The sequence below is a fragment of the Thermotoga sp. Mc24 genome (assembly GCF_000784835.1).
In the GTDB taxonomy this organism is placed as follows: Bacteria; Thermotogota; Thermotogae; order Thermotogales; family Thermotogaceae; genus Thermotoga.
The window spans coordinates 109844-130499 of sequence record NZ_JSFH01000004.1 but is presented as its reverse complement, the minus strand read 5'-3'; the positions used below and the strand labels follow the sequence as shown (position 1 = coordinate 130499).

Sequence of the window (20656 nt, the reverse complement as noted above, 5' to 3'; positions counted from 1 at the left end):
AGTGTGGTTCTTCTTTTCAGGCGTCCTTATGGGAATAGCGAACGTTGTACCGGGTGTCAGTGGTGGGACAATCGCCGTTCTTATGGGTATCTATGAGAAACTGATAGAATCCGTGAATTCTTTTTTCCATGGAGATTCGAAATCTCTGAAGATGCTGATACCAGTGGGAATGGGTATCTTAGCAGGAATATTTGGTGTAGCACACTTTTTAGAAATCTTCCTCTCGAAGTACCCAGTTCCAACGCATTTCTTTTTTTTAGGACTCGTCATCGTTAGCTTTGTAAAAACAAAGGAGTACTTCTCGATCAAACCCGTGAACGTATTTTTTGTCCTTCTTGGGATGGTTCTGATTTTCGTGTTGCATTTTTCAAGTGGAACAACTGCGAAAGAAAACTTGTTCTTTCTCGTTTTGGCGGGTTTCATAGCGGCGATGGCCATGGTGGTGCCCGGTATAAGCGGTTCGCTGATCCTTCTGATTTTCGGTGTTTACGATCGCGTTCTCTATCTGGTTTCGCACCTGATAGTTGGTGAACTTTTGATATTCTCCATCGGAGTTGTCGCCGGCATTTTCGCCTCCGTGAAGATCATGAACTTTCTTTTGAAGAAGTTCCGGGAGGAAACTTACAGTTTCATCGGTGGGATGATCCTTGCGTCTCTCTACGAGGTTTTTCCGAAAAAGATGGATACAAACGTTATTTTACCCTCTATTTTGAGTTTTGTGCTCTCACTGACTCTTGGATTCGTATTGCTTCGTATTGAGAAGAAACTATCTGTGACTCAGAAACTTTAAGGCTTCTTTTATCAATTCGGATGTTTTCATTCCCTCTTTGTACACGTGTTTCACGGCTTCTCTTGCCTGTTTCTCCGGATATCCCAGTGACACCAGAGCTTCTAAGGATTCGTGGTAGATTCTCATGTCTTTTATTCCAGCACTCTCGAATTCATCTTTCAATTCCATCACGATTCGTTCCGCTGTTTTCTTACTGATACCGGGGAGCTTTGAAAGGCCCTCCACGTCCTGTGAGGCGATCATTGCCACCAGTGTTTCCGCATCTTCATTCGAGATGATTTTCAAAGCCGTTTTTGGTCCAAGCCTGGAGACCTTTATGAGGGAAAGGAAAAGCTCCTTCTTCGTTTCGTTTGAAAACCCGTAGAGAGTGATGCCGTCTTGTGAAACGCTCAAAAACGTGTGGAGGAAACATTCCTTGCCTTCTTCCACTTCCTCACTGGTCTGAACGTCACAGACGATTTCGAAAACGACACCGGATTTTGTTTCCACGAGGAGAACGTTTCCACTCTTTTTCAAAACTCTTCCAGAAACTCCCGCAATCATATTTTCCACTCCTCGCTTATCTTTCCGGTTGTCAGATATTCTCTCACGTATCCCACCAGAAACAGTGAACCTGTAACAACCGTGGTCCCTTCACTGGATTCAATCGCTTCTAGAGGGTCTTCTGCGACTTCCACGTTTTTGAAGAACTTCTTCGCTGTGTCAACAAGGCCGCTCATGTCTTTCATACGAGGTGAAGGAACGCGTGTGACTGTGACCCTTTCAAAGATTCCGGTATACTTTCGAAGAATATCCTCCCGGTTCTTGTCGTCCAGAATGCCTATTACCAGGTTCAAAGACTCGTTGCTGAAGTACAATTTCAAGCTTCTGGCGAGGCTTTCCGCTCCGTGAGGGTTGTGCGCTCCATCGAGGACGTACGTCTTCCCGTCTTTCTCCAAGATTTCAAATCTCCCCAGGTTTTTTGCATTCTTCAAGCCTTCGCGTATTGCTTTCTCGCTCACCGGAAGTCCTGCTGCTTCAATGGTCTTCAAGGCAACCCCGGCGTTTTCTACCTGGTGAAGACCGTTCATGGTCAGGACGAGATCTTCGAAGGTGTTTTCCCCGTAATAATCGAATTTATTTTCGTGAAGCTTCAGAGATTTAACCCTGACAGAGAAGTCTCTGTCTATGACGTACACCTTTGAATTCTTCTTTCTAGCGACATCTTCCATCACCTTGAGGGCTTCTTTTTTTCGCTCTCCGGTCACAAGTGGAACTCCCTCTTTTATTATTCCGGCTTTCTCCCATGCGATTTGCTCTATGGTGTATCCCAGTGTTTTTTCGTGATCTCTGTCTACCGTGACGATGGTGGAACAAAGAGGGAACACAACGTTCGTTGCGTCCAGTCTGCCTCCAAGGCCAACTTCCAGAACGGCAATGTCGACGTTTTTTTCCGCAAAGTAGAGAAAAGCCATCGCTGTCACGACTTCAAAAAAGCTTGGGGAGAGTATTTCTTCTTTATCGAGCTCGTTCAGAATTGGCTCCATCTTTTCGTAAATCTTCACCACGTCCTCCTCGGATATGTATTCTTCGTTTAACCTTATCCTTTCTCTAAACGTGCTCAGATGAGGGGAGTAATAGGATCCCACTCTGTATCCCTGAGATATCAAAACATGACTTATCATGTTCGTTACGGAACCTTTCCCATTCGTGCCGCCTATGTGTATGGTTTTGTATTTCAGATGGGGATTTCCCAGTTTTGAAAGCAGCATTGAGATCCTTTCAAGGCCTGGTTTCACTTTTCCCATAGGTCTTTTGTGATAAAGGTATTTGAGAACGTCGAGGTATACCATAGTCTCATCTTTCACCCCCATATGAGGTCTTTGAAAGAGGTGCCGTTTTCAAGGGAAGGAACTCCGAAGATATCGGCGATGGTTTGGCCAAGGTCGGCGAAGGTTTCTCTGATGCCAACGTCCACATCTTTTTTCAGTCTACTGCCGTACCCAAGGAGAGGGACCATTTCCCGAGAGTGATCCGTTGAGGGCGTTGTGGGATCACATCCGTGATCTGCCGTGATGAAAAGAACGTCATCCTCTTTCAGATTCTGAATGATCTCAGGCAATCTTGCATCGAACTCCTCGAGGGCTCTGGCATAAGAAATGGGGTCGTTTCTATGACCATACTTGGTGTCAAAATCCACAAGATTTGTGAAGATCAGACAATCATGATTTTTCTCCTTCATGAGAGAGATCGTTTTGTCTATTCCATCGTTGTTGTCCTTCGTTTTGTAATTTTCCGTCACACCTCTTCCGGCGAATATATCTGCGATCTTGCCAACACCGTAAACGGGTATTCCGTTCTCTGTGAGAGCATCAAGGAGTGTTTTACCTTCCGGTTCAAGCGAGAAGTCTTTTCTTTCGGGTGTCCGAACGTAGTTGGGCCACTCCCCCGTGAAGGGTCTTGCGATGACCCTGGCAACTTTGTATCCCATCTCGTCCAAAAGTTCTCTGGCGATCTTGCAGTACCTGTAGAGTTCCTCTACGGGAACGATCTCTTTCTTTGCCGCTATCTGAAACACACTGTCCGCTGATGTGTACACGATCAGAGTACCGGTCTTTTCGTGGATAGGACCGAGTTCTTTTATGATTTCCGTACCAGATGCTGGTTTGTTACCTATGACTTTTCTCCCCGTTCTTCTCTCAAATTCTTCTATCAGTTCCTTAGGAAAACCATTTGGAAACAGGTCGAACGGCTTCTTGAGAACGACACCCGCTATTTCCCAGTGTCCGGTCGTCGTGTCTTTGCCGGGGCTTTTTTCCATCATTTTTCCGTAGATACCTTCTGCGGGTTTCACAGGTTCAACTCCTGGTATGTTGTCGAGGTTGCCGAGCCCCAGCTTTGCCATGTTTGGAAGATGCAAACTGCCCACCGCTTTCGCGGTGTTCACAATGGTGTTGCTCCCTTCATCACCGTACAGATGAGCGTCGGGCATCTCACCAATTCCCACGCTGTCCAAAACTATCAGTACCACCCTCATCCTTCCAGCCCCTTTCCGAAGAATTCTATCACAAATGGCTGAAAAATCTGATATTATTAACTTTGAGAAGGAAATATCAGGAGGTGTAGACATGAAGGAATACAGACCACAGGAAATAGAGAAAAAATGGCAGAAAGTATGGGAAGAAAAGAAGGTTTTCTATACACCTCAGAGGTCTGAGAAACCCAAGTATTATGCCCTCGTGATGTTTCCGTATCCCTCTGGAACTCTCCATGTGGGGCATGTGAAAAACTACGTCATAGGTGACATAGTCGCAAGATACAAGAGGATGAGAGGATACAACGTCCTTCATCCGTTCGGATACGATGCATTCGGACTTCCCGCCGAGAACGCTGCGATCGAAAAGGGAATCCATCCTGAAGAGTGGACGCGGAAGAACATCAACACTATTCGAGGACAGGTGAAAAAACTCGGTATAAGCTACGACTGGAGCAGAGAAATAGCGACCTGCGACGAAGAGTACTACAAGTGGACCCAGTGGATATTCCTCCAGCTCTACAAGAACGGGCTGGCTTACAAGAAGAAGGCAGCTGTCAACTGGTGTCCCAAGTGTAAAACAGTTCTTGCGAACGAGCAGGTGAAAGACGGAAAGTGCGAAAGGTGTGGAACGAGCGTCACCATAAGGCACCTCGAGCAGTGGTTTTTCAAAATCACGGATTACGCGGAGAGACTGCTGAACGACCTAGACAAGCTCACAGGATGGCCAGAACATGTCAAAACCATGCAGAGAAACTGGATAGGAAAGAGTACCGGTGCGGAAATAGACTTTCCTGTCGAAGGATCGGATACAAAGATCAAGGTCTTCACAACCAGACCTGACACACTCTGGGGAGTCACTTTCATGGCCCTTGCACCGGAATCCCCCCTCGTCGAAGAGCTCGTTCTTGAGGAGAAAAAAGAAGATCTTCAAGAGTTTCTTGAACGTGTAAAGCAACAGGACAGATTCAGAAGGACCTCTGTCGAGGCCGAGAAAGAAGGGTTCTTCCTGGGAAGGTACGCCATAAACCCAGTGACCGGTGAGAGGATACCAATCTACGTGGCAAATTACATCCTCATGGAGTACGGAACAGGTGCCATCATGGGAGTTCCCGCGCACGATCAGAGGGACTTCTCCTTTGCCAGAAAGTACGGGATACCGATAAGGGTTGTGATCAAACCGGCAGACAGAGATCTCGATCCGGAGAAGATGGAAGAAGCCTACGAAGACGAGGGTATTATGGTGAACTCCGGACCGTTCGATGGAACACCGAGCAACGAAGGAATAGAAAAAGTCATAAACTGGCTCGAGGAAAAAGGCATTGGAAAGAGGTCGGTCCAATACAAGTTGAGAGACTGGCTCATATCGAGACAGAGGTATTGGGGTGCTCCAATCCCCATCATCTACTGTGAGAAGTGCGGCGTTGTACCCGTTCCAGAGGAGGACCTTCCTGTGAGGCTTCCAAAAGACGTGGAATTCCTTCCGACGGGTCAATCTCCTCTCTCTTTCCACGAAGGTTTCAAGAAGACAAAGTGTCCCGTCTGTGGTGGAGAAGCCCAGAGAGAAACGGACACCATGGACACTTTCGTTGATTCTTCCTGGTACTTCCTCAGATACGTGAATCCTCACTTGGAAGACAAGCCTTTCGAGCCCGATGACGTGAACTATTGGTTACCGGTAGATCAGTACATCGGAGGGGTGGAACACGCCGTACTGCATCTGCTGTACTCCAGATTCGTAACCAAGGTATTGCACGATCTTGGTTATCTCAATTTCGACGAACCTTTTACAAACCTCTTCACGCAAGGAATGATTTACAAAGACGGTGCCAAGATGTCCAAGTCGAAAGGAAATGTGGTGTCTCCAGATGAAATGATAGAGAAATACGGAGCGGATACCCTGAGAATGTACATACTCTTCATGGCACCTCCAGAGAAAGACGCCGAATGGAGCGACGCCGGTATCGAGGGTGTTCACAGGTTCATCAAAAGGCTCTGGAACACCTTCTACACGGTTCTTCCGTTTGTGAAAGAAGAAAACACGGAGAATCTTGTCTTGAAAAACTCCACAGAAAAGGAACTCAGAAGAAAGCTCCACAGTATCATCAAGAAGATAACGGAGGATATAGAGGGTGGATTCAAGTTCAACACCGCTATAAGCGGTTTGATGGAACTCGTGAACCACCTGAGTCAGTACTTGAACAGTGTACCGCAGGAAGAATGGAACAGGAAACTCCTGCGAGAGATAGTAGAAAAACTCACGCTCGCTCTTTCTCCTTTCGCACCGCACCTTGCAGAAGAGTTCTGGCACGATCTTGGAAACGATAGTCTTGTTGTCCAGCAGTCCTGGCCTTCTTACGATCCGAAAGCGCTCGAAGTAGAGGAAGTCGAAATCGCCATCCAGATAAATGGAAAGGTGAGAGACAAAGTGGTTGTGCCCGTGGATATCTCTGAAGAGGATCTGAAAAAGATCGTCCTCGAAAGAGAAAGAGTCAAGGAACACGTCGATGGCAAACCGATAAAGAAGTTCTTCTATGTAAAGGGAAGAATCGTAAATATCGTGGTATGAGGTGATAGAATGGCGGAAAAGATACCGAAGCCCGTTTCAAAAAGGTTGGTAAGTTATTACATGTGCCTTGAAAGGCTCCTCGATGAAGGTGTAGAGGTGGTATCCTCGGAAGAGCTCGCAAGGAGGCTCGATCTCAAAGCGAGTCAGATAAGGAAGGATCTGTCCTACTTTGGGGAGTTTGGAAAGCGCGGGGTTGGCTACAACGTGGAACACCTTTACGATGCGATTGGTGAGATTCTCGGTGTCAAGAAAGAGTGGAAGCTGGTCATTGTGGGAGCCGGAAACATAGGAAGAGCCGTCTCGAACTATGCTGTAATGAGAGAGAAAGGTTTCAAAATAGTGGGTATTTTCGATAGTGATCCGTCGAAGATAGGAAAGGAGGCGGCACCTGGGCTCGTTGTGAGTGATGTGAGTGAACTCGAAAAATTTGTTGAAGAACACGGCGTCGAAATAGGAGTGATCGCTGTTCCCGCTGAACACGCTCAAGAAATAGCTGAAAGACTGGAAAAAGCAGGCATCATGGGTATTTTGAATTTCGCCCCCGTGAAGATAAAGGTGTCCGTCCCGGTGGAGAACATAGACATAACCGCTTCTCTGAGAGTTCTCACCTTCGAGATCGTGAGGAGGAACAACTGACATGGAATACGACGTTTACGTGAGGGTTTCAAAGGAGGATGTTCACCTTCTGAACTATCTTCTCGAAGTGGAAGAGCATATGTTCAACATCAGAAAATATGAAGATGGAGTTTTAAAGATAATCACTCCTTTTCCCGAGGAGGCCATAAAGCTCCTTGAAGGATGTAAGGAGATGGTGGATCTTGAGATCCTCGAGATAAAGGAGAATCCCGGCGAGGCATGAAAGTCGAAAGAGTTGAAAAGGTCGAAGATATAGACTTCGAAAGTCTTTTGAAAGAAGGCTACACCTGTTTCTTTTTCGATTTCGATAACACCATTGTTCCGTGGAAAGAGAGCAAACTCGAAGAGAGTAAGAGAAGGTTGTTGATCGAACTGGCAAAAAGAGCTCGTGTGGTTGTCGTTTCTAATGGAAAACCAAGGAAGGTCGATCTTCCAGTTACGTTCGTCTGGAGAGCGGGGAAGCCTTTCAGTCTGAAGCTCTGGAGATTCCTGAAAAAGGAAAAAATCGATCCAGAGCGATGCATGATGATAGGAGATCAGATTTTTACAGATGTGCTCACTGGTAAGATTTTCGGATTTCGTGTGATAAAAGTAAAACCGATCAGTGAAAGAGAGTTCTTTGGAACAAAGATTCTGAGATTTTTTGAGAAAATACTGGAGGGAAAAGAGCGATGAAAACTGGCGAAATGAAGATAAACTGGGTTTCAAGATACATGCCTCTTTTGAACAAAATCGCTGAGGAGTATTCAAGTGAAAAACCGCTGTCTGGTTTCACCGTTGGAATGAGCATACACCTTGAAGCAAAAACGGCTTATCTTGCGATTACTCTGTCGAAGCTTGGAGCGAAAGTGGTGGTTACAGGAAGCAACCCACTTTCAACACAGGATGATGTAGCGGAAGCGCTCAGATCGAAAGGAATAACCGTTTATGCGAGAAGAACACACGACGAGAACGTCTACCGTGAAAATCTCATGAGGGTTCTGGATGAAAGACCGGATTTCATAATAGACGATGGAGGGGATCTCACGGTTATTTCTCACACCGAAAGAGAGGACGTTCTCGAAAATCTCAAAGGAGTTTCTGAAGAAACCACGACAGGCGTGAGACGTTTAAAGGCATTGGAAGAAACAGGAAAACTGAAAGTGCCTGTTATCGCTGTGAATGATTCCAAGATGAAGTACCTTTTCGACAACAGATACGGAACGGGTCAGTCCACATGGGATGCCATCATGAGAAATACGAACCTTCTCGTTGCTGGAAAGAACGTTGTGGTGGCGGGATACGGATGGTGCGGAAGGGGGATCGCTCTCCGTGCGGCAGGACTTGGGGCCAAGGTGATCGTGACAGAGGTCGATCCTGTAAAGGCTGTCGAAGCAATCATGGATGGATTCACAGTTATGCCTATGAGGGAAGCCGTTAAGATTGCTGATTTCGTGGTGACAGCCACAGGAAACACCGACGTCCTCTCAAAGGAAGATATTCTTTCACTCAAAGACGGGGCAGTTCTGGCAAACGCGGGGCATTTCAATGTGGAGATCCCGGTGAGAGTGCTGGAGGAAATTGCGATTGAGAAGTTCGAAGCGCGACCGAACGTAACAGGGTACACTCTGGAGAACGGTAAAACGGTCTTTCTGCTCGCGGAGGGAAGGCTGGTCAACCTGGCAGCGGGGGATGGCCACCCAGTAGAAATAATGGATCTGTCCTTTGCGCTTCAGATCCTCGCCGTGCTTTATCTTCTCGAAAATCATGGAAAAATGTCACCGAAGGTGTACACGCTTCCAGATGAAATAGACGAAAGAGTGGCCAGGATGAAGCTGGATTCTCTGGGAATAAAGATAGACGAACTAACAGAGAAACAAAGGAGGTATCTGAGAAGTTGGCAGTGAATTCCAAATACCATCATTCTTGCATCAACTGTGGGGGATTGAACACCGATGAAAGAAACGAAAGGGGACTTCCTTGTGAGGTTTGCCTTCCCGAGGAGTCCCCTTCTGACATTTATGGGGCCCTTCTTGAAAGAAAGACTCTGAAGGAGTATCGTTTCTACCACGAATTCTGGAACGAGTATGAAGATTTCAGGAGTTTCTTCAAGAAAAAATTCGGGAAGGATTTGACGGGTTATCAGAGGTTGTGGGCAAAGAGGATCATTCAGGGAAAGAGTTTCACAATGGTCGCACCAACCGGTGTAGGAAAGACGACTTTTGGGATGATGACAGCCCTGTGGTTGGCAGAGAAAGGAAGAAAATCTGCCCTCATTTTCCCAACCGTTGCCTTGGTGAAACAAACTCTCGAAAGACTTCAAAAGTTTTCCGATGGAAAAGTGAAAATCCTCGGTTTTTATTCCTCGATGAAAAAAGAAGAAAAGGAAAAGTTCGAGAAAAGCTTTGAGGAAGACGATTACCACATTCTGGTTTTCTCCACTCAGTTCGTTTCGAAAAACAGAGAAAAACTCTCCCAAAAAAGATTTGATTTTGTTTTCGTGGACGATGTGGATGCTGTTCTCAAGGCCTCCCGGAACATAGACACGTTGCTCATGATGGTTGGAATACCGGAAGAGATCATAAAAAAGGCTTTCTCGGCTATAAAGCAGGGAAGGATTTACGAAAGGCCAAAAAACCTGAAGCCAGGTATTCTTGTGGTTTCTTCTGCCACCGCCAAACCGCGTGGGATAAGGCCCCTTCTCTTCAGAGATCTCCTCAATTTCACCGTCGGAAGGCTGGTTTCAGTGGCGAGAAACATCACCCATGTCAGGATTTCCTCCAGATCGAAAGAAAAACTGGTAGAGCTGCTGGAGGTTTTCAGAGATGGGATACTGATCTTCGCACAAACTGAAGAAGAGGGTAAAGAGCTTTATGAATACCTGAGAAGATTCAAATTCAATGTGGGAGAGACCTGGTCTGAATTTGAGAAGAATTTCGAGGATTTCAAATCGGGAAAACTCAACGTTCTGATAGGTGTTCAGGCGTACTACGGAAAATTGACGAGAGGTGTCGATCTTCCCGAAAGAATAAAATATGCGATCTTTTGGGGGACACCTTCCATGAGATTTTCCCTTGAGCTCGACAGAGTACCGAGGTTTGTTCTTGCCAGGGTTTTAAAGGAAATGGGATTGATAAAAGTCCAAGAGAACCCGGATGTTGAGGGACTCAGGAAGATGGCAAAAGAACGTTTATCTCAAGAGGAATTCGTTGAGAAGGTGAAAGAGATATTCAGAGGAGCGGTTGTTAAAGATGAAGACTTGGAGTTGATTATTCCAGATGTTTACACTTACATACAGGCGTCCGGTAGATCCTCCAGAATACTGAACGGCGTTTTGGTCAAGGGTGTTTCTGTGATCTTCGAAGAAGACGAAGAAATTTTCGAATCACTGAAAACAAGACTCCTTCTCATAGCAGAGGAAGAAATAATAGAGGAGTCCGAAGCGAACTGGAAAGAACTGGTTCACGAGGTAGAGGAAAGCAGAAAAAGAATTGAAGGGGAACTGACCGACACATCAAAATCTCTCCTGATCATTGTGGAGTCTCCGACCAAAGCCGAGACGCTCTCCAGGTTCCTTGGAAGAGCTTCTTCTCGGAAAGAGAGAAACATAATTGTCCATGAAGCGGTGACAGGCGAGGGAGTGGTACTCTTCACCGCGACGAGGGGACACGTCTACGATCTTGTTACAAGGGGAGGAATCCACGGAGTAGAAGAAGATGGAAAATTCGTTCCCGTGTACAACTCTCTGAAAAGATGCAGGGATTGTGGATATCAGTTCACGGAGGATAGGGATGAGTGTCCTGTATGTTCTTCGAAAAACATAGATGATAAGACAGAAACGCTCAGAGCCCTAAGAGAGATTTCTCTGGAGGCAGACGAAATCCTTGTGGCAACAGACCCGGATGTTGAAGGAGAGAAGATATCCTGGGATGTGACTCAGTATCTTCTTCCGGCCACCAGATCTTTGAGGAGAATAGAAATGCACGAAATCACAAGATACGGTTTCAAAAAAGCGAGGGAAAACGTCCGGTTCGTTGATTTCAATCTGGTGAAGGCACAGATCGTGAGGAGAGTGCAGGACAGGTGGATAGGGTTTGAACTCAGTGGAAAACTGCAGAAAAGATTTGGAAGATCGAATCTCTCGGCAGGCCGGGTGCAATCCACCGTTCTGGGATGGATAGTAGAGAGAGAAGAAGAATACAAAAAGAGCGAAAAGGATTTCACTCTCCTTGTTCTGGAAAACGGTGTGAATCTGGAAGTCGAAGGGAAAATCGCAGATGACGTGGTAACCGTTGTAGAACTACAGGAAGTCGAAGAAGAAAGAAATCCGCTACCACCCTACACAACGTCTTCGGCACTATCAGAGATTTCACAAAAATTGCGGCTCGGTGTTCAAGAAGTGATGGACATCCTTCAAGATCTTTTTGAAAAAGGTTTCATCACCTATCACAGAACGGATTCAACAAGGATTTCTCTTGAAGGTCAGAACGTCGCGCGAACCTACCTCAAGAAGATAGGAAAAGAGGATATATTCATGGGAAGAAGCTGGTCAACAGAAGGTGCTCATGAGGCGATAAGGCCCGTGAAGCCTATAGATGCCAGGGAACTCGAGGAGATGGTCGAGGAAGGTTTGATAGCCGATCTCACCAAGAAACATTTGAGAGTTTATGAACTCATCTTCAACCGCTTTCTTGCCAGTCAATCCGCGGCTGTGAAGGTGAAGAAACAGATCGCAACGGTCGAATTGAATGGCAAACGGTTAGGAATAGAACAGATAATCGAGGTTTTGAAAAACGGCTGGAATCTCTTCGTGCCGTTAACAGTTTCTCCAAGATTTGAACACAGAAACTACAAGATAAAAGAAAAAAGTTTTACAAAAAACACACCGTTCCTCTCTTTACTCAGGCTTCTATTGTGGAAGAAATGAAGAAAAGAGGTATTGGAAGACCTTCTACTTATGCAAAAATAGTAGAGGTGCTTTTCAGAAGAGGCTATGTGTACGAAGACAAATACAAAAGAGTTCGACCAACCAGACTTGGTGTAAAGGTTTATTCCTATCTGAAAGAGCGTTATGAGAAATACGTCACAGAAGAGACCACACGAAGATTAGAGGAGATCATGGATAAGGTGGAAAGGGGAGAGGAAGATTATCAAGCAACTCTGAGGCTTTTATATGAAGAAATAAAATCTCTCATGGAGGAGGGGTAATGTATGTGGCTGCTCTTTTTAATTCCGCTTGTTGCACTCGGTTTTGCTGCCGCAAACTTCGCAGCCGTCGTCAGAAAACCAGAGGGGACCGAGCGGATGAAAGAGATTTCCTCTTACATCAGAAGTGGAGCAGATTCCTTCCTTGCACACGAAACAAAAGCCATTTTTAAAGTTGCCATCGTCATAGCGATACTCCTCATGATCTTCACAACCTGGCAGACGGGTGTGGCGTTTCTCCTGGGAGCCGTTATGAGTGCATCTGCTGGTATTGTGGGAATGAAGATGGCCACCAGGGCAAACGTCAGGGTGGCGGAGGCTGCCAGAACCATAAAGAAGATAGGCCCCGCTCTGAAAGTGGCGTATCAAGGTGGAAGCGTTATGGGTCTTTCCGTTGGTGGATTCGCTCTGCTTGGACTCGTTCTGGTGTATCTGATCTTTGGGAAGTGGATGGGACAACTGGACAATCTTAATATATACACGAACTGGCTTGGAATAAACTTCGTTCCTTTCGCGATGACCGTTTCTGGATACGCCCTTGGATGTTCAATCATTGCCATGTTCGATAGGGTCGGTGGAGGAGTTTACACGAAGGCCGCTGATATGGCAGCCGACCTCGTTGGAAAAACCGAATTGAACCTCCCGGAAGACGATCCCAGGAATCCGGCAACGATCGCAGACAATGTGGGAGACAACGTGGGAGACGTTGCGGGGCTCGGAGCGGACCTTTTGGAGAGCTTTGTTGGAGCGATAGTTTCTTCCATAATCCTCGCTTCTTACATGTTCCCGATCTACGTTCAGAAGATAGGTGAGAATCTGGTACATCAGGTACCAAAGGAGACGATACAGGCGCTCATAAGCTATCCTATCTTCTTTGCTCTTGCCGGTCTCGGCTGTTCGATGCTTGGAATACTGTACGTGATCGTAAAGAAGCCATCTGATAATCCTCAAAGAGAACTCAACATCAGCCTCTGGACATCTGCGCTGCTCACAGTTGTCCTCACAGCCTTTCTGACGTATTTCTATCTGAAAGATCTTCAGGGACTCGATGTAGTTGGATTCCGATTTGGAGCCATCTCACCTTGGTTCTCAGCGATCATAGGTATCTTCTCGGGAATCATCATAGGATTCTGGGCCGAGTATTACACGAGTTACCACTACAAACCGACCCAGTTTCTGAGCAAATCTTCTATCGAAGGGACCGGAATGGTCATTTCGAACGGACTTTCACTTGGTATGAAGAGCGTGTTTCTCCCCACTCTAACACTTGTTCTTGGTATCCTCTTTGCTGATTATTTTGCGGGTCTCTACGGTGTGGCGATTGCCGCGCTTGGAATGCTTTCGTTTGTTGCAACATCCGTCTCTGTTGACAGCTACGGTCCCATTGCGGACAACGCGGGTGGAATAAGCGAAATGTGTGAACTGGATCCCGAGGTCAGAAAGATCACGGATCACCTCGACGCGGTCGGTAACACCACCGCAGCCATAGGAAAGGGATTCGCTATAGGATCCGCTATATTTGCAGCGCTTTCACTCTTTGCGTCTTACATGTTCTCCCAGATCAGTCCTTCTGATATTGGGAAGCCTCCTTCACTCGTGCTTCTTCTGAACATGCTCGATGCGAGGGTCATAGCAGGCGCCCTCCTTGGTGCAGCCATCACATATTACTTCAGTGGATATCTTATTTCGGCAGTTACCAAGGCAGCTATGAAGATGGTGGATGAGATCAGAAGACAGGCTCGAGAAATCCCAGGACTGCTGGAAGGTAAGGCCAAGCCTGACTACAACAGGTGTATTGAGATCACCAGCGACAACGCTCTGAAGCAGATGGGTTATCCTGCGTTCATAGCGATTCTCACACCGCTTGTGACTGGTTTTCTCCTCGGAGCGGAGTTCGTTGGAGGAGTGTTGATAGGAACGGTCCTCAGTGGTGCGATGCTCGCAATTCTGACGGCCAATTCTGGAGGAGCCTGGGACAACGCGAAGAAGTACCTGGAAGCGGGTAATCTGGAAGGGTATGGAAAAGGTTCCGAGCCGCACAAAGCTCTGGTTATAGGAGACACGGTTGGAGATCCTCTCAAGGACACCGTTGGACCTTCTCTTGACATTCTCATAAAGATCATGTCGGTGGTCTCGGTGATAGCGGTCTCCATATTCAAACACGTTCACCTGTTCTGATAAACGGGGGCTTCGGCCCCCTTTAAAATTGTGGTAAGATTTCATGGGGGGACTTCACGTGGAAAGGAAAAAGCTCATGGCGAAATTTGTCGAAATCGCGTCAGAGAAAATGGGGAAAGATCTTGAAACGGTTGATGAGGAAAACACATTTGAAGAGCTTGGATTCGATTCGATAGACGTGATAGACCTTGTGATGTTCTTCGAAGATGAATTTGCCTTGAGAATAGAAGATGAGGAGATATCGAAAATTCGAAAGGTTAAGGATCTGATCGATATAGTAATCAAGAAGCTGGAGGAGATCGATGATGAGGTATCTGAGAGCTGACGAAAGATGTCTGATCTGCAGCCTCAGACAGGCGGAGAATCTTCTGAAGAAAACCATAACTTCTCCTGAAAAGAGATGGGTGATCTTCAGGGAAGTTTTCAGGATTATGAGTGAAATGAAGTGGGGTATGAAGCCTCTCGAAGTGAACGGAGAGGTTCACAGGTTCATAATGGAGTACATAAAGGAAGAAGATCCGTTCAAAGAAGAGAAAAGAAGATCGAACGATATGGCCATGAAACTCGTTGAAATGTTCAGGCCAGAGATTTTGAACTCTCCTGACCCTGTGTATTCGGCTGCAAAACTCGCCGTTTCTGGGAATCTGATAGATCTCGGGATACCGGGATGGAGTGTTGAGGAAATCTTTGAAAAACTACACGAGGCTTACGAAAGGCCGTTCGACAGAGAAGATTTCGAGGAATTCAGGAATGTGTTAATGAACGCTTCCACTCTGTTCTATGTGGCTGACAACGCGGGAGAAATCGTGTTTGACAAGTTCTTCATAGAAGTCCTGAAGATGGAGAATCCATCGCTGGAGGTAGTTGTGGCGGTTCGTGGCAAACCCATTATCAACGACGCAACCATCGAGGACGCGAAGTACATAGGTTTAGAGGAAATCGCCACTGTTATTAGCTCTGGAGTGGACGAACCTGGCGTCATGCTTGATAAGGCGAGTGAAGAGTTCAGAAAGGCGTTCTTTGAGTTCGATGTTGTGATCTCCAAAGGCCAGGGAAACTTCGAAGGTCTCTACGAAGAGGGGAAAAAGAATCTCTTCTTCCTCCTGACAGCAAAGTGTGATTTCGTTGCCGAAGTACTGAACGTTCCTCTGGGCGGTAAGGTCTTCATCTCTTCTTCCTCCCTCTGATTTTTCTCATGGAGGTGAAAGAAGTTGATAGAAAAAATCAAAGAGTACGTGCTGAGTACTCTTGGAACGTTGATCACTGCCGTTGGGCTCGTTGTTTTCCTCATACCGAACGACATAGCAGCCGGTGGGGTGAGCGGTCTTTCGATAATACTTCACAGTTTTGTGCCGATCCCCGTTGGTGTGTGGATGTACATACTCAACGGTTTGCTCTTTTTGATAGCTTTCTTGACGATAGGATTCGATTTCAGTGCGAAGACTATTTATTGCACCTTTGTTTTTAACTTCTTCGTGGATCTTTTCGACCGCATTATTCCCCTTCCAAAGTACACCGGTGACGATCTGTTCCTTGCCGTGTTTTTTGGAACCATACTCACAGCTTCCGGCCTTGCCATAACTTTCTCCCAGAACGCTTCCACAGGAGGAACGGATATTCTGGCCAGGATTCTGAACAAGTACTTCTGGATATCTATGGGAACGGGGCTGCTCATGGTGGATGTCGCGATAGCGGTGCTTGCAGGACTTGTTTTCAGTGCCAGAACAGGTATGTACGCACTTCTTGGAGTTATTTTGAACGGTATAATGGTGGATTTCATGATGAGAGGTATTGAGCAGTCGAGTGAGGTGATCATTATCTCTGAAAAATGCGACGATATAAAAGACTTTGTGCTGAACGTTCTTCAAAGAGGGGCTACTTACATTCCCGCAAAGGGAGCTTACACCGGCAAAGAAAAGAAGATACTTCTGGTGGTAGTGAGGAGGAGAGAATTGAACGAACTGATCAGGTTCATAAAGAAGGCTGATCCAAAAGCCTTCGTCATAATCAAGGAAGTGAGGCAGGCCCTCGGAGAAGGGTTCAAAGAACTGGAGGAGTTGTGAGATGTACTACAAGGTGGCTGTCTCCGGTTTGGGAAAAGTGCTTAATGTTTTCTCTTCAGAAGAGCTTTTGACTGGTGAAAGAGTGTGGTTGAAGTGGCGAAACGAAAAAGTCAAGGGCTACGTACTGGAACGATCATTTTCACACGAAAACGAAGCAACGCTCAGTGAAAGGGATGGTAAAAGTTTTCTAAGCGAAGGACATGTGAAAATAGCAGAATGGGTGTCTGAAAGGTTTTTCTCACCCGTAGGAATGGTTTTCGATCTGTTTTTCCCACAGGGTATCGACGATTACAAAGAGGAAGTGGTTGTTTCGGAGAGTCCGTTTCTGGATTTCGACAGGATGACTCTACGCGATTTTCTTGAAACTTTCGGGGAAAAAACCCTGAAAGAAATGGTGAAAAAAGGCCTGGTGAGGGTGGAGAAAAATTTCTATGTGAAAGAGCCAAGACCTCGTGTGAAAAAGCGATTGTTTCTGAAAAAGGGAATAAGTGAAATCGTTCGAGAACATTTAACTGTGAAGCAGAGAATGGTGGTGGAATACCTTCAATTCAATGATGGGGTTCATCTTGAGGAGTTGCTGGAAGATCTGGAAGTTTCAAGGAGTGTGATCGAGACTCTTCAAAGAAAGAATATAGTGGAAATAGTGAGAAGCGACGTTCTTCCGAAAAAGAGAAGGATTCTCCGCAGTGGTTTCAAAGAAAATATTTCGAGGGAAAATCTTTTTTTCGGTCCAACGGGGAGCGGAAAAACCGAGGCTTTGTTCGAGTTAATTGATGTGTATTCAAGGAAAGGAACCGTTCTTTTCCTCGTACCGGAAGTTTCTGTTCTCACCCACACACTTTCACGCCTGAAAGGAGCCTTCCCGGACTTGAAAATAGGGATTTATCACAGCTACCTTTCCAGAGCGAGGAAAAATCTGGAATGGTACAGGGCGGTTAGCGGAAAAATCGATGTGCTTTTGGGGACACGCAGTGCTGTTTTTGTTCCAGTTAAGAATCTTTCTCTCTTGATAGTTGACGAAGAACACGATGAGAGTTTCTATCAACACACTCGACCTTCTTATGATGCCGTCGTGGTTGCAAGGAAAATTTCTGAGGTTTTCGATGTTCCAATAATTCTGTCTTCTGCAACACCGGATCTGTGGACCTACAGAGACGCAAAAGAGGGTCGCATCAGAATGTTCAATTTTAGGAGAAGGTTCGGGAATCTGTCTGTGGAAGTTGTCGATATGCGAAATGAAGAGAAGATAGGAAGTTTTGCGAAGAAGACCCTCGACAGAATAGAGGAGACCCTCGAGGAAGGCAAGAGAGTACTTATCTATGTGAGGAGAAAAGGTTTCTGGGGGCGCGTCCAGTGTGAAGTCTGTGGGCACGTGCTCAAATGTGAGAATTGTGATGTGTCTCTGGTGTACCATTCGGATACGCATTCGTTGAAATGTCATCAATGCGGTCATGAATATGGATTTGTTGAATCCTGTCCTCGATGTGGAGGGCGCCTCGTCGGAAGAGCAGCGGGGACGGAAAGAGTGGAAAGGGAACTGAGAAGGTACTTTCCGACCCGCAGGATAGCGAGGGTCGACAGAGAGGTTGTCGATAACATCATGGAGCTGGAAAGTTACATAGACAAATTGATCAGAGGCGAGATAGATATCCTCGTTGGAACCAGGTTGATCACGAAGAGTCTCAATGTACCCGAAATAGGCCTTGTATGTATCACAGATGTGGATTCTTTGATCTTCAACCCTGATTATTCGTCTTCACTTCGTACGTTTCAGTTGATCGTTCAGACTCTGGGAAGGGCATCGAGAGGAGATCAGGGGAAGGCGATTATCCAGACCTATAATTCGGAGGACACGATCATCAAAAAAGCCTTAGAAGAAGATGTGGATGGTTTTTATGCCGAAGAACTCGAAAGAAGAAAAGCCCTTGGTTATCCTCCATATCGCCACCTCGTTCAGGTTGCTGTGAAGTCCAAGAATCCGGAATTTGGAAAGAATTCTCTGAGCTCTCTAAAAGAATTTCTAAAAGGCGAGGAGGTTCTTGGACCCGTTGAGCACTGGGTTTTCAAGCTGAGAGGATTCTACAGGTACCATCTCATTGTGAAAACAGAAGACTTGGAGAGAGTACTTTCGAAACTGGAAAAAGCGTTGAGAATACTGGGAATCGATGCGATTGTTCGGATCGATCCGCCCACACTCGAGGTATCGGATTAACCTTGATGTTACTTTATCGTATCTTTTTCTTAATTGAAAGAGGTTGAAGGGGATGCTATTATTAATCTCGGCGACGTTGAGATGAAGGGTCTTCAGAAAGCGGAAAAGAAGAATAGAACCCGGAAAGAGAAGTTACGAACTCAGAGTTGAAGCAAACTTCAAGGTTTTTTGTCCTCGGGTCATTGAAATATGGATAGCAGCCCCCCAGTTTGTTGAGCCTGGATCGAATCTTATATGGAGGGTTTGATCCTGGCTCAGGGTGAACGCTGGCGGCGTGCCTAACACATGCAAGTCGAGCGGGGGAAACTCCCTTCGGGGAGGAGTACCCAGCGGCGGACGGGTGAGTAACACGTGGGTAACCTACCCTCCGGAGGGGGATAACCAGGGGAAACCCTGGCTAATACCCCATACGCTCCATCAACGCAAGTTGGTGGAGGAAAGGGGCGTTTGCCCCGCCGGAGGAGGGGCCCGCGGCCCATCAGGTAGTTGGTGGGGTAATGGCCCACCAAGCCGACGACGGGTAGCCGGCCTGAGAGGGTGGTCGGCCACAGGGGCACTGAGACACGGACCCCACTCCTACGGGAGGCAGCAGTGGGGAATCTTGGACAATGGGGGAAACCCTGATCCAGCGACGCCGCGTGCGGGACGAAGCCCTTCGGGGTGTAAACCGCTGTGGCGGGGGAAGAATAAGGTAGGGAGGAAATGCCCTACCGATGACGGTACCCCGCTAGAAAGCCCCGGCTAACTACGTGCCAGCAGCCGCGGTAATACGTAGGGGGCAAGCGTTACCCGGATTTACTGGGCGTAAAGGGGGCGTAGGCGGCCTGGTGTGTCGGATGTGAAATCCCACGGCTCAACCGTGGGGCCGCATCCGAAACTACTGGGCTTGGGGGCGGTAGAGGGAGACGGAACTGCCGGTGTAGGGGTGAAATCCGTAGATATCGGCAGGAACGCCGGTGGGGAAGCCGGTCTCCTGGGCCGACCCCGACGCTGAGGCCCGAAAGCCAGGGGAGCAAACCGGATTAGATACCCGGGTAGTCCTGGCCGTAAACGATGCCCACTAGGTGTGGGGGGGTATCCCTCCGTGCTGAAGCCAACGCGTTAAGTGGGCCGCCTGGGGAGTACGCCCGCAAGGGTGAAACTCAAAGGAATTGACGGGGGCCCGCACAAGCGGTGGAGCGTGTGGTTTAATTGGATGCTAAGCCAAGAACCTTACCAGGGCTTGACATGCCGGTGGTACCTCCCCGAAAGGGGTAGGGACCCAGTCCTTTGGGACTGGGAGCCGGCACAGGTGGTGCACGGCCGTCGTCAGCTCGTGCCGTGAGGTGTTGGGTTAAGTCCCGCAACGAGCGCAACCCCTGCCCCTAGTTGCCAGCGGTTCGGCCGGGCACTCTAGGGGGACTGCCGGCGACGAGCCGGAGGAAGGAGGGGATGACGTCAGGTACTCGTGCCCCTTATGCCCTGGGCGACACACGCGCTACAATGGGCGGTACAATGGGTTGCGACCCCGCGAGGGGGAGCCAATCCCCAAAACCGCCCTCAGTTCGGATCGCAGGCTGCAACCCGCCTGCGTGAAGCCGGAATCGCTAGTAATCGCGGATCAGCCACGCCGCGGTGAATACGTTCCCGGGCCTTGTACACACCGCCCGTCACGCCACCCGAGTCGGGGGCTCCCGAAGACACCTGCCCCAACCCGAAAGGGAGGGGGGGTGTTGAGGGAGAACCTGGTGAGGGGGGCGAAGTCGTAACAAGGTAGCCGTACCGGAAGGTGCGGCTGGATCACCTCCTTTCTAGGAGATGAATGGGGGCTGCTATCCATATTCCAATGGCTCGGGCTCGTAGCTCAGTCGGTCAGAGCGCACGCCTGATAAGCGTGAGGTCGGTGGTTCGAGTCCACCCGAGCCCACCATTGGTGGGGACGTAGCTCAGCTGGGAGAGCGCCTGCTTTGCAAGCAGGAGGTCAGGGGTTCGAATCCCCTCGTCTCCACCAAGGTGAAGGGTCATTGAAAAC

The 20656-nt window shown here is 47.6% G+C and carries 16 protein-coding genes, 2 tRNA genes and 1 rRNA gene; 16 read left to right on the top strand and 3 right to left on the bottom strand.

Annotated features, from left to right (window positions below; genetic code table 11):
- Position 1 precedes the first annotated feature (1 nt).
- Positions 2 to 790 (top strand): DUF368 domain-containing protein, encoded by a 789-nt coding sequence (locus tag MC24_RS01400; RefSeq protein WP_038051888.1) that lies wholly within the window; start codon positions 2 to 4, stop codon positions 788 to 790.
- On the opposite strand, the gene ruvA is transcribed toward MC24_RS01400, so the two are convergent.
- From ruvA to MC24_RS01385, 3 genes are read right to left on the bottom strand one after another with little or no spacing between them, the layout of a single operon-like run.
- Positions 767 to 1333: a Holliday junction branch migration protein RuvA gene (gene ruvA / locus MC24_RS01395; protein ID WP_038051886.1), complete on the bottom strand. Its 567-nt coding sequence runs from the start codon at positions 1331 to 1333 to the stop codon at positions 767 to 769. The genes MC24_RS01400 and ruvA overlap by 24 nt on opposite strands.
- On the bottom strand, positions 1330 to 2622 hold the full coding sequence (locus tag MC24_RS01390; RefSeq protein ID WP_156105001.1) for a bifunctional folylpolyglutamate synthase/dihydrofolate synthase: 1293 nt from the start codon (positions 2620 to 2622) through the stop codon (positions 1330 to 1332). The genes ruvA and MC24_RS01390 overlap by 4 nt, the downstream gene beginning before the upstream one ends.
- Before the next feature lie 11 nt (positions 2623 to 2633).
- The gene (locus MC24_RS01385) at positions 2634 to 3806 is read right to left on the bottom strand and encodes a phosphopentomutase (RefSeq protein ID WP_038051882.1); all 1173 of its coding nucleotides are present in this window, start codon (positions 3804 to 3806) and stop codon (positions 2634 to 2636) included.
- A 91-nt stretch (positions 3807 to 3897) separates the two neighbouring features.
- Here MC24_RS01385 and leuS point away from each other — a divergent pair, with 91 nt between their 5' ends.
- The 15 genes from leuS (at position 3898) to MC24_RS01315 (ending at position 20635) form a co-directional block, all read left to right on the top strand.
- On the top strand, positions 3898 to 6372 hold the full coding sequence (gene leuS, locus MC24_RS01380) for a leucine--tRNA ligase (protein WP_038051880.1): 2475 nt from the start codon (positions 3898 to 3900) through the stop codon (positions 6370 to 6372).
- 9 nt (positions 6373 to 6381) lie between these two features.
- Positions 6382 to 7008: a redox-sensing transcriptional repressor Rex gene (locus tag MC24_RS01375; protein ID WP_038051877.1), complete on the top strand. Its 627-nt coding sequence runs from the start codon at positions 6382 to 6384 to the stop codon at positions 7006 to 7008.
- A 1-nt stretch (position 7009) separates the two neighbouring features.
- Positions 7010 to 7231 (top strand): DUF4911 domain-containing protein, encoded by a 222-nt coding sequence (locus MC24_RS01370; RefSeq protein WP_038051874.1) that lies wholly within the window; start codon positions 7010 to 7012, stop codon positions 7229 to 7231.
- Positions 7228 to 7683: a YqeG family HAD IIIA-type phosphatase gene (locus MC24_RS01365; protein WP_038051871.1), complete on the top strand. Its 456-nt coding sequence runs from the start codon at positions 7228 to 7230 to the stop codon at positions 7681 to 7683. Before MC24_RS01370 ends, MC24_RS01365 begins: the two co-directional genes overlap by 4 nt.
- Positions 7680 to 8894 (top strand): adenosylhomocysteinase, encoded by a 1215-nt coding sequence (locus MC24_RS01360; protein WP_011943349.1) that lies wholly within the window; start codon positions 7680 to 7682, stop codon positions 8892 to 8894. The genes MC24_RS01365 and MC24_RS01360 overlap by 4 nt, the downstream gene beginning before the upstream one ends.
- Positions 8891 to 11914 carry a reverse gyrase gene (rgy, locus tag MC24_RS01355; RefSeq protein WP_268745458.1) on the top strand — a complete coding sequence of 1008 codons (3024 nt, stop codon included), beginning with the start codon at positions 8891 to 8893 and terminating at the stop codon, positions 11912 to 11914. The genes MC24_RS01360 and rgy overlap by 4 nt, the downstream gene beginning before the upstream one ends.
- Positions 11911 to 12195 (top strand): DNA topoisomerase, encoded by a 285-nt coding sequence (locus tag MC24_RS09955; RefSeq protein WP_268745454.1) that lies wholly within the window; start codon positions 11911 to 11913, stop codon positions 12193 to 12195. The genes rgy and MC24_RS09955 overlap by 4 nt, the downstream gene beginning before the upstream one ends.
- 3 nt (positions 12196 to 12198) lie before the next feature.
- On the top strand, positions 12199 to 14370 hold the full coding sequence (locus MC24_RS01350) for a sodium-translocating pyrophosphatase (protein ID WP_038051861.1): 2172 nt from the start codon (positions 12199 to 12201) through the stop codon (positions 14368 to 14370).
- Between the two features lie 58 nt (positions 14371 to 14428).
- Positions 14429 to 14695 carry an acyl carrier protein gene (locus MC24_RS01345; protein WP_038051856.1) on the top strand — a complete coding sequence of 89 codons (267 nt, stop codon included), beginning with the start codon at positions 14429 to 14431 and terminating at the stop codon, positions 14693 to 14695.
- Entirely contained in the window at positions 14676 to 15557 is an 882-nt protein-coding gene (locus MC24_RS01340; RefSeq protein ID WP_038051848.1) for a damage-control phosphatase ARMT1 family protein, read from the top strand. Before MC24_RS01345 ends, MC24_RS01340 begins: the two co-directional genes overlap by 20 nt.
- 24 nt (positions 15558 to 15581) lie before the next feature.
- Positions 15582 to 16433, top strand: a complete 852-nt coding sequence (locus MC24_RS01335) for a YitT family protein (protein ID WP_038051845.1) — start codon at positions 15582 to 15584, stop codon at positions 16431 to 16433.
- 1 nt (position 16434) lies between these two features.
- Entirely contained in the window at positions 16435 to 18645 is a 2211-nt protein-coding gene (gene priA, locus MC24_RS01330) for a replication restart helicase PriA (RefSeq protein WP_038051843.1), read from the top strand.
- A gap of 231 nt (positions 18646 to 18876) precedes the next feature.
- Positions 18877 to 20435: ribosomal RNA gene (locus MC24_RS01325) — 16S ribosomal RNA — on the top strand.
- 42 nt (positions 20436 to 20477) lie between these two features.
- Positions 20478 to 20554, top strand: a tRNA-Ile gene (locus MC24_RS01320).
- A 5-nt stretch (positions 20555 to 20559) separates the two neighbouring features.
- A tRNA-Ala gene (locus MC24_RS01315) sits at positions 20560 to 20635 on the top strand.
- Positions 20636 to 20656: the final 21 nt, after the last annotated feature.